The organism is Streptomyces bobili (genome assembly GCF_002154575.1).
GTDB lineage: Bacteria > Actinomycetota > Actinomycetes > Streptomycetales > Streptomycetaceae > Streptomyces > Streptomyces bobili.
This window is the reverse complement of record NZ_MUBA01000523.1, coordinates 1-13,426: the sequence shown is the minus strand read 5'-3', so window position 1 is coordinate 13,426 and position 13,426 is coordinate 1. Positions and strand designations below refer to the sequence as shown.

Annotated in this window: 10 protein-coding genes; 6 read left to right on the top strand and 4 right to left on the bottom strand. The window is 73.0% G+C overall.

Annotated features, from left to right (window positions below):
- Window positions 1–106 precede the first annotated feature (106 nt).
- From BZL64_RS32400 to BZL64_RS32380, 5 genes are all read left to right on the top strand, one after another.
- On the top strand, window positions 107–1,102 hold the full coding sequence (locus tag BZL64_RS32400) for a hypothetical protein (protein ID WP_086772690.1): 996 nt from the start codon (window positions 107–109) through the stop codon (window positions 1,100–1,102).
- A 71-nt stretch (window positions 1,103–1,173) separates the two neighbouring features.
- Complete coding sequence (locus tag BZL64_RS32395) at window positions 1,174–2,727, top strand: amino acid permease (RefSeq protein WP_167396227.1); 1,554 nt, start codon at window positions 1,174–1,176, stop codon at window positions 2,725–2,727.
- A 182-nt stretch (window positions 2,728–2,909) separates the two neighbouring features.
- Window positions 2,910–4,001, top strand: a complete 1,092-nt coding sequence (locus tag BZL64_RS32390) for a mechanosensitive ion channel family protein (protein ID WP_086772689.1) — start codon at window positions 2,910–2,912, stop codon at window positions 3,999–4,001.
- 182 nt (window positions 4,002–4,183) lie between these two features.
- Window positions 4,184–6,403 (top strand): NADP-dependent isocitrate dehydrogenase, encoded by a 2,220-nt coding sequence (locus BZL64_RS32385; protein ID WP_086772688.1) that lies wholly within the window; start codon window positions 4,184–4,186, stop codon window positions 6,401–6,403.
- 137 nt (window positions 6,404–6,540) lie between these two features.
- The gene (locus tag BZL64_RS32380) at window positions 6,541–7,338 is read left to right on the top strand and encodes an N-formylglutamate amidohydrolase (protein ID WP_086772687.1); all 798 of its coding nucleotides are present in this window, start codon (window positions 6,541–6,543) and stop codon (window positions 7,336–7,338) included.
- A gap of 37 nt (window positions 7,339–7,375) precedes the next feature.
- Here the strand turns inward: BZL64_RS32380 and BZL64_RS32375 are convergent, their stop codons facing one another.
- Genes BZL64_RS32375 through BZL64_RS32365 form a run of 3 tightly spaced genes read right to left on the bottom strand, consistent with a single transcriptional unit; the run spans window position 7,376 to window position 9,967 of the window.
- The gene (locus BZL64_RS32375) at window positions 7,376–7,867 is read right to left on the bottom strand and encodes a hypothetical protein (protein ID WP_208639563.1); all 492 of its coding nucleotides are present in this window, start codon (window positions 7,865–7,867) and stop codon (window positions 7,376–7,378) included.
- 17 nt (window positions 7,868–7,884) lie between these two features.
- Complete coding sequence (locus tag BZL64_RS32370; protein WP_190046573.1) at window positions 7,885–8,523, bottom strand: RNA polymerase sigma factor; 639 nt, start codon at window positions 8,521–8,523, stop codon at window positions 7,885–7,887.
- A gap of 7 nt (window positions 8,524–8,530) precedes the next feature.
- Window positions 8,531–9,967 carry a S8/S53 family peptidase gene (locus tag BZL64_RS32365; RefSeq protein WP_086772685.1) on the bottom strand — a complete coding sequence of 479 codons (1,437 nt, stop codon included), beginning with the start codon at window positions 9,965–9,967 and terminating at the stop codon, window positions 8,531–8,533.
- A gap of 282 nt (window positions 9,968–10,249) precedes the next feature.
- Between BZL64_RS32365 and BZL64_RS32360 the strand changes: the two genes are divergently transcribed.
- The gene (locus BZL64_RS32360) at window positions 10,250–12,814 is read left to right on the top strand and encodes a CHAT domain-containing protein (RefSeq protein WP_086772699.1); all 2,565 of its coding nucleotides are present in this window, start codon (window positions 10,250–10,252) and stop codon (window positions 12,812–12,814) included.
- 21 nt (window positions 12,815–12,835) lie between these two features.
- On the opposite strand, the gene BZL64_RS32355 is transcribed toward BZL64_RS32360, so the two are convergent.
- A partial coding sequence (locus BZL64_RS32355) for a helix-turn-helix transcriptional regulator (protein WP_143663368.1) occupies window positions 12,836–13,426 on the bottom strand: 591 nt, incomplete at its 5' end.

Here is a 13,426-nt window from a genome sequence, read left to right as displayed (position 1 = left end):
TAGTGACCGCCGAACCCAGGCGATCTCCTCATCCGCCGCCCCGAGGAGGGCTGTTGTTACTCCACCTTGCCGTCCCGCTCGACCCCCGACCGGGAGCGAGTGGCTGATGGCCAGAGACGGAGCACTCCCCGCCTACGACCCCGCGGGCCACGACGGTGAACTGCGGACCGCGCTCCAGGAGGTGCGCGCCGGCCGCTGGCTGTCGATGCGGATCCTGCTGGAGCGCACGACGCACTGGTGGCAGTGGACGCAGCGCACCCAGGTCCTCGCCGCGGGAGCGGCCGGCACCGATGTGATCCGGGCATGGCTCGCCGAGGAACCGGACAGCGTGCCGGCCGCCGTGATGCGGGCCCGGGTCGCCGTCGAGCGGGCCCTGCGGGCGCACCGCGAACGGCACCGCCGTACCCACGAACTGTGGATCGAGGCCTGGGACATGAGCCAGGGCGCCGCCCGCGCCGCCCCGTCGGATCCGGTGCCGTGGGTGTGCCTGCTGGCCCTGGCCCAGCTGGACCGCGAGCAGGCGTGGGAGGAGCACCGGGCGCCGCCGCCGGACCCGACCCTGCCGCCCGGCCCGTGGGGGCTGCTGGACGAGGCCGTCAAGCGCGACCCGCACAACCGCGAGGCCCACCACCGCATGCTGCAGTTCCTGTACGCGCGGTCGGCGTCCGGCCGGCTCGCGGAGGCGGCGGGCTTCGCCTACCTGGCCGCCGAGGACGCCCCGCCGGGCTCCGCGCTGCACGTCCTGCCGCTGTACGTCCGGGTCGAGCGCTACCGGCGCGGCGGCGGGCGGGAGGCCGCCCTGGACCTGCACTGGGTGGCCGAGGACGCCACCCGCGAGGCGCTGCACGCGCACACGGCCTGGTTCGGGCCCAGCGCCCCCGCCGAACGCTCCCCGCTGGACCTCAACCATCTCGCCCACGCGCTGTGGGGAGCGCACCGATTCGCCGACGCTGCGCAGGTGTTCGACGCGATCGGCCCCTGTCACACGCCTGTGCCCTGGGCGTACCGCACCGCCGTGCCCGGCGACCATGGCGAGGCCGCGCAGGTGTTCCTCCGGGCCCGCACCCGCAGCCGGTCGGCCACACCGGCCGCGGACGGCTGAAACAGCCCTCCCGCGCGGCCCTGACCAGCCGTCACTTCCCCCACCACCCACCCCACTTGGGAGGCTCTGGCATGTCCAGCACATCCGAACCACCACTGCCCGCGCCCGAACCGGCGGTCCCCGCCTCCGTCCCGCGGCCCGACGAGGAGCAGCGGCTGCGCGAGCTGGGCTACCGGCCCGTGCTGGCCCGCCGTATGGGCGGCTTCGGCAACTTCGCGATCAGCTTCTCCGTCATCTCGATCCTCTCCGGCTGCATGACCCTGTACGGCTTCGGCATGGGTGCGGGCGGTCCCGCCGTGATGCTGTGGGGCTGGGCCGGGGTCGGCCTGTTCGTGCTGTGCGTGGGGCTGGCGCTGGCCGAGGTCACCAGCGCGTACCCGACGTCCGGTGCCCTCTACTACATGGCGGACCGGCTCGGCGGGCGGCGCTGGGGCTGGTACACGGGCTGGCTGAACCTGCTCGGACTGCTCGGCGCGATCGCCGGCATCGACTACGGCGCAGCCCTGTTCGCGGGCGCGTTCGCCAATCTCCAGTGGGGCTTCGAGCCGACGCCGGAGAAGACGATGCTGATCTTCGTGGCGATCCTGCTGCTGCACGCCGTACTGAACCTGTTCGGCGTGCGCCTCGTCAGCGTCCTGAACTCGGTCTCCGTCTGGTGGCACCTGGCGGGCGTCGCGCTCATCGTCGGCGCGCTGGCGATCGTCCCCGACCACCACCGGTCGCCGTCCTTCGTCTTCGGCGAGTTCGTCAACAACACCGGCTGGGAGAACCCGCTGTACGTGGCGGCGATCGGCCTCCTCCTCGCGCAGTACACGTTCTCCGGCTACGACGCCTCCGCCCACCTGTCGGAGGAGACCGCCAACGCGTCGGTGTCGGCGGCGCGCGGCATCGTCCGCTCCATCTGGGTGTCCTGGGCGGCGGGCTTCGTGCTCCTCGCGGGCCTCACCTTCGCCATCCAGGACTACGACGCCACGCTCGCCACCGAGACCGGCGTACCGCCCGCGCAGATCCTCCTGGACGGGCTCGGCACGGACGGGGCGAGCGCGCTGCTGCTCGTCGTGATCGTGGCCCAGCTGTTCTGCGGCAACGCCGAGGTCGCCGCGGCCAGCCGGATGGTGTTCGCGTTCAGCCGGGACGGCGCCCTGCCGGGCTCGCACCTGTGGCGCAAGGTCAGCGCCCGCACCCAGACCCCGGTCGCCGCCGTATGGCTGTCGGTCGTCGTCGCCGGCGTGCTCGCCCTGCCGTCGCTGTACTCCGCGACGGCCTACGGCGCGGTCACGGCGATCAACGTCATCGGCATCACGCCCGCGTACGCCATCCCCATCCTGCTGCGTCTGCGCGCCGGGGACCGTTTCCGGCCAGGTCCCTGGAGTCTGGGCCGCTGGAGCAGGCCGATCGGCTGGATCGCCGTGGTGTGGGTGGCCTGTGTGACGGTCCTGTTCTGCCTGCCGCAGTCCTCACCGGTGACGGCGGGCACGATGAACTACGCCTCCCTCGCCCTCGCCGTCGTGCTGGTCCTGGCCACGGTGTGGTGGTTCGTGGCCCGCCGTTCCTACGGCACGCCCACGGCCGCCGCGTACGGCTCGGACCGGGAACGGGCGGAGCTGGCCGAAGGCATCGTCTGAGCCGGTCGCCGGGTACGAACTGCCGTTCCTCGTACGGCAGGATGAGCGGTCGCGTCCGCGCACGTGACGGACGCGACCGCACTTCGCACTTCCCGGAATCGAGCAGGTGACCACGTGAGCACACTTCACATCCGACCGTCGGCGACCCGCTTCGCCGCCGACCGTCCCTCCGGAGGCGACCGGTGAACCGCGCGCTGACCCTCGACGACGCCGTCCTCGCCGGAATCGCCCTGGCCACCGGCCTGTTGGTGGCGTTCCTGTCACGGACGCTGCTGCGCTGGCTGGGCAAGCACGCCAAGCGCACCAAGTGGAGCGGCGACGACGTCGTCGTGGACGCGCTGCGCACGGTCGTACCGTGGGCGGCGCTGGTGGCCGGCGGGGCGGCCGCGGCGGCCGTACTGCCGCTGACCAAGCCGGTCCAGCACACCGTCAACCAGAGCCTGACCGTCCTGCTGATCTTCGCGGTGACGGTGTCGGCGGCCCGGGTCGTCGCGGGGCTGGTGCAGAGCGTCACGCACTCCCGCTCCGGCGTCGCCGGCTCCGCCACGATCTTCGTCAACATCACCCGCGTCCTGGTCCTGGCGCTCGGCTTCCTGGTCGCGCTCCAGAGCCTGGGCGTCTCCATAGCGCCGATGCTGACCGCCCTCGGCGTCGGCGGTCTGGCCGTCGCGCTGGCCCTCCAGGACACCCTCGCCAACCTCTTCGCGGGCATCCACATCCTCGCCTCCAAGACCGTCCAGCGTGGCGACTACATCCGGCTCAGCAGCGGCGAGGAGGGCTATGTCGAGGACATCAACTGGCGGCAGACGACCGTGCGCAACCTCTCCAACAACCTGGTCGTGATCCCCAACGGGCAGCTCGCCAAGTCCAACATGACCAACTTCATGCGCCCCGAGCAGCAGCTGACCATCCTGGTGCAGGCGGGCGTCGCCTACGACAGTGACCTGGAGCACGTCGAGCGGGTGACCTGCGAGGTCGTCACCGAGGTGATGACGGACATCACCGGCGCCGTCCCCGACCACGAGCCGCTGGTCCGCTTCCACACCTTCGGCGACTCGCGGATCGGCTTCACGGTGATCCTGGGCGTCGGCGAGTTCAGCGACCAGTTCCGGATCAAGCACGAGTTCATCAAGCGGCTGCACCGCCGCTACCAGGCCGAGGGCATCCGCATCCCGGCGCCCGCCCGGACCGTGGCCCTCCAGCAGGGCGCGGTGGTCATCCCGCAGCAGCGCACGGGCGACGACCTGGTGCCGCCGACGGCCCTGCACGACTGACCCCCTTCCGCACAGCCGATCCCCTTGGCGGGATCTCGCCCACGGCGGCCGGTCCGGTACGGGACCGGCCGCCGTGGCGTCCCGCACCGGGTACGCGCCCGCCGTGGGGTCCTGTCGAGTCCGGGTCGGTCACGAGATATCTTGATGTCGAGCAATGTTGCAGACGTGGAGCGGAGCACCCGGTGACTGACTCGACCATCATCTATACGCACACTGACGAGGCCCCGGCCCTGGCGACGTATTCCTTCCTGCCGGTGGTCCAGGCGTACGCCTCGCAGGCCGGTGTCTCCGTGGAGACGCGGGACATCTCGCTGTCCGGGCGCATCATCGCCGTGTTCCCGGAGTACCTCACCGAGGACCAGCGGATCGCGGACGACCTGCACGAACTGGGCGAGCTGGCCAAGACGCCCCAGGCGAACATCGTCAAGCTGCCGAACGTCTCGGCGTCGATCCCGCAGCTGAAGGCCGCGATCGCCGAGCTTCAGGCGCAGGGCTACGCGCTGCCGGCCTACCCGGACGACCCCAAGACCGACGAGGAGCGGGACATCCAGTCCCGCTACGACAAGATCAAGGGTTCGGCCGTGAACCCGGTCCTGCGCGAGGGCAACTCCGACCGCCGCGCCCCCGCGTCGGTCAAGAACTACGCCAAGACCCACCCGCACCGCATGGGCGCCTGGACCTCCGAGTCCAAGACCAACGTCGCGACCATGGGGGAGAACGACTTCCGCTCCACCGAGAAGTCCGCCGTGATCTCCGGGGACGGCTCCCTGCGCATCGAGCTGGTCGGCGAGGACGGCACCACCACCGTCCTGCGCGAGTCCGTACCGGTCCTCAAGGACGAGGTCGTCGACGCGTCCGTGCTGCACGTGGCCGCGCTGCGCGAGTTCCTCACCGCGCAGATCGCCCGCGCCAAGGCCGAGGACGTGCTGTTCTCGGTGCACCTCAAGGCCACCATGATGAAGGTCTCCGACCCGATCATCTTCGGTCACGTGGTGCGCGCCTTCTTCCCGAAGACCTTCGAGCAGTACGGCGCGACCCTGGCCGCCGCCGGGCTCACCCCGAACGACGGTCTCGGCGGCATCCTCAAGGGCCTTGAGGCCCTGCCCGAGGCCGACGCGATCAAGGCCTCCTTCGAGGCCGAGCTGGCCGAGGGCCCGGCCCTGGCGATGGTCGACTCCGACAAGGGCATCACCAACCTGCACGTGCCGTCCGACGTGATCGTCGACGCCTCGATGCCGGCCATGATCCGCACCTCCGGCCACATGTGGGGCCCGGACGGCGAGGAGGCCGACACCCTCGCGGTGCTGCCGGACTCCTCCTACTCCGGCGTCTACCAGGCCGTCATCGACGACTGCCGCGCCCACGGCGCCTACGACCCCTCGACCATGGGCTCGGTCCCCAACGTCGGCCTGATGGCGCAGAAGGCCGAGGAGTACGGCTCCCACGACAAGACCTTCGAGGTCAAGTCCGCCGGCACGGTCCGACTCGTCGACCAGGACGGCAACGTCGTCCTGGAGCAGCCGGTCGCCCGGGGTGACATCTTCCGTGCCTGCCAGACCAAGGACGCCCCGATCCGCGACTGGGTCAAGCTGGCCGTCACCCGTGCCCGCGCCACCGGCAACCCGGCGGTGTTCTGGCTGGACGAGACCCGCGCCCACGACGCCCAGCTCATCGCCAAGGTCGACACGTACCTGGCGGAGCACGACACCGAGGGCCTGGACATCCGGATCCTCAACCCGGTCGAGGCCACCAAGCTGTCGGTGGAGCGCATCCGCCGCGGCGAGGACACCATCTCGGTGACCGGCAACGTGCTGCGCGACTACCTCACCGACCTGTTCCCGATCCTGGAGCTGGGCACCAGCGCCAAGATGCTGTCGGTGGTCCCGCTGATGGCGGGCGGCGGCCTGTTCGAGACGGGCGCCGGCGGTTCCGCGCCCAAGCACGTCCAGCAGCTCGTCAAGGAGAACTACCTGCGCTGGGACTCCCTCGGTGAGTTCTTCGCACTGGTCCCCTCGCTGGAGCAGTACGCCGAGTTCACGGGCAACGCCCGCGCGAAGGTCCTCGCCGACGCCCTCGACCGCGCCACGGCGACCTTCCTCAACGAGGACAAGTCCCCGACCCGTCGCGTCGGCGGCATCGACAACCGCGGCAGCCACTTCTTCCTCTCCCTGTACTGGGCGCAGGAGCTGGCGCGGCAGACCGAGGACGCCGACCTCGCGAAGGCCTTCGCCCAGCTCGCCGAGTCCCTCGCGGCGAACGAGCAGAAGATCGTCGAGGAGCTGAACTCCGTCCAGGGCCAGTCCGTCGACATCGGCGGCTACTACCGGCCCGACCCGGAGAAGGCGGCGGCGGTCATGCGCCCGTCGGCCACCTGGAACGAGCTGCTCGCCTCCCTGAGCTGACGCTCACCCGCCCGCACGCCTCCGCCCCGACCGGTGCACCGCCCGGCCGGGGCGGAGGTGCGTGGCGGGGCGGCCTCGGCGATGTGGCACCTTGATCGTGCAGCTTCGCATCCGATCAGCCGCCTGGGAGCCCTCGTATGACCCCTGCCGAACCGTCCTTCACGTTTCTGCCCGGTGCAAGCGGGTCGCCGGTGATCCTGCACGTGCCGCACTCGGCACGGGAGATACCGCCGGACGTACGCAGGGGAATCGTCCTGGACGGTCCGGCGCTGGAACGGGAGCTGGACCACATCACCGACGCGCACACCGCGGAGATCGCCGAGGCGGCGGCGCGGCGGGCCGCGGTGACGCCGTGGCGGTTCGTCAACCGGCTGTCACGGCTGGTCGTCGACCCGGAGCGGTTCCCCGACGAGCGCGAGGAGATGCTGTCGGTGGGGATGGGCGCGGTGTACACACGGACCACCCACCGAGGTGTCCTGCGCGGCGCGGACGCCGATCCCGAGCCGCTGATCGAGAGGTACTTCCGTCCGTACGCGGCGGCGATGACCGACGCCGTCGGCGAGCGGCTGGCGGCCGTCGGCCGGGCCGTGATCATCGACGTGCACTCCTACCCCACCGGGCCGCTCCCCTACGAGCTGCACGGCGAGGGCCCGCGCCCGCCGGTGTGCCTGGGCACCGACGCCTTCCACACCCCGCCCGACCTGCCGGCCGCCGCGCGCGAGGCGTTCGCGGCGATCGGGGAGACCGGACTCGACAGCCCGTTCGGCGGGACGTACGTGCCGCTGGCGTACTACGGGACGGACCCGCGGGTCTCCGCCCTGATGGTGGAGATCCGCCGCGACACCTACATGAGCGAACCGGGCGGCCCGGCGGGCCCCGGCCTCACCCGGCTCGCCGAGGCACTGGCGGACCTGGTGGACGCGGTCTCCGGCTGACCGGGGCCGGCCGGCCCGCCGGGAGGTGCCTGTCGCGTCAGGCGCGCATCCACTCGGTGACCACGACCTCGCCGCCCGCGCGCAGGCGCAGGGCGAACGGGCCGGTGGGCCGGGCCTCGCTGGTGAAGCGGCCCATGTCGTCGGCGGTCAGGGCCGCTCCGGCGCGGGGGCCGTCGAGGACCTCGATCGACGCGGACTGCGGGGGCAGCAGCTGGCCCATGATGCCGCGCGGGGTCACCTCGACGTCGACGGTCAGCCCGCCGGTGTGGAAGGTGAGCATGCGCGGTACGTCCACGGCTCCCCTGACCGGGATGGCGTCGACCAGCGAGTCGAAGGTCAGCTCGGCGATCTTCGCGTCCAGGTCGTGCAGCGCGTAGGCCTCGACGGCGAGGAGGCGCAGCTCGGCCGGTACCGGGTCGAGGATCGCGGCGGCCTCGCGGAGTTCCGCCTCCAGGGCGCTGTCGTCGGACTCCCCCTCACCGGGGGCCTCCTCGAAGGTGTCGTCGGTGTCGTCCATGGCATCGTCCATGGCGTCGTCCATGTGGTTCACAGGGCTCCCCGTGCGTCGAGTCGGGCCCGCAGGCGGCGCAGGCATCGCTGGCGCATCGGTCCGATGCTGCCCACGGCGATACCCAGCGCGGCCGAGACCTCCTGGTAACTGGGCGGCGGCGAGGAGATCAGCACCCGCAGCAACTGCCGGCAGCGCTCACCGAGCGCCTCGAACTCCTGCCAGAGGTGGCGGACGCGCTCACTCTGCGCGGCCGCCTCCTCCGAGTCCAGCACCGACTGCTCCGGCGTACGCTCCTCGCTGACCCGGTCGAGCAGCTGGGGATCGTCCGTCGGTGTCAGCCGCCGCAGGCTCTTGATCACTTTCAGGCACTCGTTGCGCGCGGTGCTCGCCAGCCAGGATCCCGCCTTGTCGGGTTCGCGGATCCGCCCGAGGTGCTGGGCGAACCGGAACCACACCGTCTGGTACACCTCGTGCCCGTCGGCATCGGAGAGCCGATGCGCGCGCACGACCGACCAGACCAGCGGGCTCAGCCCTTCCACGATCGCCTTCCAGGCCGCCGTGTCACCGTCTACGGCGGACTGGACGAGCGCGCCGACTTCACTACGGTCCACGGTCCCACCCCTTGTGTACGGCAAGTCATCGTACGCCGTGACGGGGCCGGCTCCGGACCTCATGACGGCCTCACGCCGGGACGGCCGGCTGCCCCACGGGCACCGGGGTCCAGGTGGCCGGCAGCAGCGCCGGGACGTGGGCGCCGCGCACCTCGGCCGACTCGGCCTCGGCCTCGAGGAGTTCCCGGGCGGCGGCGCGCGGGTCGCTCTGGCCGGTGGCCGTCATGTGGGCGGCGACCAGTCCGGCGACGACGGGCGTCGCGAAGGAGGTGCCGCTCCAGGAGGCCAGCCCCTCGAACATGACCTGGTCCGGCTTGCCCGCGGTGGCCGCCGTCTCCTCGCTCAACTGCCCGGTGTGGCGCGGCGACTGGCAGGTGCAGGAGTAGGCGAAGCCGTAGCGGCAGGCGTCGTAGGTGGAGTGCTGGTACACGTAGGGGACGGGGCTGCCGAAGCCGGTGAGGGCGCTGGTGAGGCGCTCGCCGGGGGCGTAGACCCGCACCCAGGGGCCGTGGTTGCTGAAGCAGGCGCCGAACTCGCCGTCGCCGCGCAGCGCGCCGACCGACAGCACGGCGTCCGCGTACTCGGGCAGCGAGGCGTAGGCGGCCGGCCAGAACGGGGTGGCGCTGGAGTTGTTGCCCGCGGCGGCCACCAACAGGGTGCGCTGGGCGCGCAGTTCGTCCATGAAGGCGGCGACACCGAGGAGGCCGTCGACGCGGCCGTTGGAGGTGCCGGCGGAGAGGCTGAGGATGTCGGGCCAGCCGCCCTCCTCGACGGCCTCGAAGAGCTTGTCGCCGAAGTCGTACTCCAGGATCGCCCCGGCGTCGTTGAGGGTGTTGCGCACCGTGATGTCGGTGTTGGGGGCGACGGCCGCGACCAGCCCGGCGATGAACGTGCCGTGGCCGACGTACTGCTGGAGGACGCCGCTGTCGTCGGTCTCCCGGATCTGCGCGTCGCCCTCGGTATGGGCGAGGAGCGGGTAGGAGCGGTAGTCGTGCATCAGGCCGGTGTCGACGACGAGCACGCCGACGGCGCCGGCCGGGTCGTGGGCGGCCTGGACCGCGGCCGGGTTGGGCGGCGCGTTGTAGGCGGCGGGGACCGGCTCGTCGCCGGGGCAGGCGTTGACCGCGATGGACACCACGTGGTTGCGGCTGACCAGCCGGCGGCCCACGCGGTTCTCGGCCCCGCGCAGGGCGCGCAGCGCTCCCGCGACGGCGCGGTCGGCGCCCGGCACTCCCTGGCCGGGGTCGGAGACCTGGATGCGGGTGATGCCGGAGCGGTTGGCCTGCGGTCCGGACCGGCGCACATGGTCGGGCGTGAGGTCGGGCGCCGCGGTGAAGTGCGTGCGGACGGCGTCCTCGACGACCTGGGCCTCCTCGCCGTCGCGCGCGAGGACGACGCCCTTCTCGTAGATGAACTCGCCGGAGTCGTCCGGCCCCATCGCCAACGGCACTCCCGGCAGCGCGCGTTGGATCTGCCCGAACTGCTCGTGGAATCGCTGTGGTGCCATGGCGTGTCCTCCCCTGAACCCGATGGTCTTCAGTCAGAGCCGCGAGACCCTCATCTGATACAGGTGGTGCGACGACAGGGACCAGGGGTGCGGTTGCGGCCTCGCGCCCTCGACGTACGCGCCGCGCGCCCCAGGGCGTGCGCCGGGCGGTGCGCGCGGCCCGTTGACGCGACGTCCAATTGATACGTCCTGAAACCACTCCAGCCCTGTGTGACATGCGACCGGAGCACTACCATCCGTGGGGTGACAGCGGGAAACGACACGGTTCTCGAACTGCTGCCCATGGTGTTCGCCGCCCCCAACGACGCCCTGGCACGGGCGGAGGGAGTGCTCCACACCGATCCCCCGCCCCTGCACGCCTCGGTCGCCCACCAGGTGATCGGCATCTGGCAGCGGGACTGGGGCGACATGCGTCTCGCCCTGGAACATCTGCGGCGCGCCCGCACACTGGCGGCACGCGCCGACTCCGCCGAGCGGGAGTCCGACGTCCTGGGCACGCTCGGCGTGGCCCTGGTCCACGCGGGCCGCACCCGGCAGGGCCTCGCGGCGTTCGAGCGCGGCATCGAGCGCGGCACCGGGCACACCCGCGCGCGCGTGCTGTACCGGCGGGCCTACTCCTGGTGGGTCCTCGGGCATCACCGCGAGGCGCTGGACGACGTACGCCGGGCGATCACCGTGCTGCGGCAGGCGGGCGACGTCATCTGGACGGCGCGCGCCCTCACCCTGCGCGCCACCGTGCACCTGGCGCTCGGCGCGGTGGACCGGGCCGACGCCGACTTCACGGCGGCCGAGGCACTGTGGGACACCACCGGCCAGGAGCACGACAAGGCCGACGCGGTGGAGAGCCGGGGGCTGGCCGCGTTCCGCTCGGGTGACGTGCCGGCGGCGCTACGGCTGCTCGACGAGGCCGAGGAGCGGTACGCCAAGCTGGGCACGCCCACCTTCATGCTCGACATCCGGCGCTGCGAGGTGCTGATGGCGGCCGGGCTGGCGCCCGAGGCGCTCGCCGAGGCGGACGCGGCGATCACGGTCCTCGACGGGCTCGGCGGGCAGTCCACCCGCAAGGCCGAACTGCTGCTGGCCGCGGCGCGGGCGGCCCGGCTCGCGGGCGATCCGGTCACGGCGACCGCGCGGGCGGCCCTGGCCGTGCGGCTGTTCGCCGGACAGCGCCGCACCTGGTGGGAGGCGCACGCCCAACTGGTGCTGATCGAGGCACGGGTGGCGACCGGGCGCAGTTCGGGACGCCTGGTCGCGGACGCGGTCCGGGTCGCCGAACGGCTGTCCTCGTTCGGGGCGCCCGCCGCGCCGGAGGGCTGGCTGCTGGCCGGCCGCATCGCGCTGGACCTGAACTGGGCCGAGGACGCCGAACGCTATCTCGCGGTCGCCGCGCGCAGCCGGCGGGGCGGTCCGCCGCTGGCCCGGATGACGGGCTGGGCGGCGCAGGCGCTGTGGGCGCGCGCGACCGGTTCGGGGCGGGGCGTGCTGGAAGCCTGCCGGCGCGGTCTCGACGTCCTCGACGACCACCGCACCACCCTGGGCGCCTCCGAACTGCGGGCCCGCGCCACCGCGCAGGGTGCCGAACTCGCCGCGCTCGCCCAGCAGGTGAGCCTGGAGCGGGGCGGGCCGCGGCAGTTGCTGATGTGGAGCGAACGCTGGCGGGCCACCGTCCTGTCGGCGCCGCCCACCCGGCCGCCCGCCGATCCCACGCTGCTCAGCGGACTCACCGCCTACCGTGAGATCGCCGCCCGCGCGGAGGGCGCGCGGATGGACGGCCGCCCGGTGCCGACGCTGGAGCGCGAACAGCGCCGGCTGGAGCGGGAGATCCGCTCCCGCACCCTGCACATCCGCGGGGAGTCCCCGGGGGACGGCGACCGCTTCGACGTGGGCCGGCTGCTGGAACGGCTCGGCGGCGGACGGCTGGTCGAGATCGCCGTACTGGACGGGCGGGTGCAGGTGCTGTTGTGCGGGGACGGGCGGGTGCGACGGTTCGCGGGCGGGGCGGTGGCCGAGGCGGAGCGGGAGGCCGAGCACGTGCAGGCCGGGCTGCGGCGGCTGGCGCATCCGGGGGCGGAGGCGCGGCTGCCGGTGGTCGAGGCGTCCGGCCGGCGACTGGAGGAACTGCTCCTCGGCGAGGCCGCCGCGCGGCTGGGCTCCGGCCCGGTCGTCGTCGTGCCCCCGGCCCGGCTGCATCAGGTGCCGTGGGCGCTGCTGCCGTCGCTGCGGGACCGGGTGCTCAGTGTGTCGCCGTCGGCGAGCAGCTGGCTGCGCGCCCGGGAGACCGAGCCGACGCCGGGCGGGCGCCGGGTGCTGGTGCGGGGGCCGGGCCTGGCGACCGGGGGCGCCGAGGTACCGGAGGTGGCGGGCCGGTACGGCAGGCCGACGGTGCTGGAGCACGAGGACGCCCGCGCGTCGCGGGTTCTGGAGGAACTGGACGGGGCCGCGCTCGCGCACATCGCCGCCCACGGCACCTTCCGGGCCGACAGCCCCATGTTCTCGTCCCTGCGGATGGCCGACGGACCGCTGATCGTGCACGACTTCGAGCGCCTCGCCCGCAGCCCGTACCGGATCATCCTGTCCAGTTGTGACACCGCCCGCCTCGCCTCGGTGGGCGCCGACGAACTCCTCGGTCTGGTCGCGGCGTTGCTGCCGCTCGGCACGGCCGGGGTGGTGGCGAGCAGCGCGCCCGTCAACGACGAGGCGGTCGTCGCGCTGATGCTGGCCCTGCACAAGGGGGTCAGCGCCGGCCTGTCCCTGGCGGAGGCCCTGCGTGACGCCCGCGCCGCCCTGCCGGGGGACGCGCCGCACCAGGCGACGGGGTGGGCGTTCACCGCGTTCGGCGCCGCCTGAACGCCCGCCGTCGCCCGGAAGTCAGGCGGTCCTGGTGTCCGGCAGCTCCACGAGCCACGGCAGCGCCGCCCTGTCGTTCGCGCCGAGGCGGGTGTACGCGCCGTACAGGTGATTGCCGACCGTGCGCACGGACAGGGTCAGCCGCTCGGCGATCTGCCGGTTGCTGAGGCCGGCCGCGGCGAGGGTGACGATCTGGCGCTGACGGGTGGTGAGTTCGCCCAGCACCAGGCCGGCCAGGGCGGGGGTGCGGGCGCCCTGGCAGCGGCGGGCCAGGGCGAGGGCCCGGGTACGGGCGGTGCGGGCCGCGCGGGCGTCCCGGTGCAGTTGTGCGGCCCGAGCGTGTGCCTCGGCCGCGAACAGGAGGAACCCGCGTTCCTCCAACTCGGCTGCGACGGCGTCGAGTCCGGGCGCGTCCCCCCGGTCGAGGGCATCGGCGTGCCGCGCGAAGAGGTCGCCCGCGGGGACGGCTTGCCGCACGGCGTCGTAGGGGGTCACGTGGTCCGGTGTTGCCGCCCAGAGGGCTCCGCCCCCAGCGGGTCGGGAAGGGGCGGCGGGGGCGAACTCACCCAACTGCGCCGCAGCACAGCCCAGTTCGAAAAGACACCCCGCGTC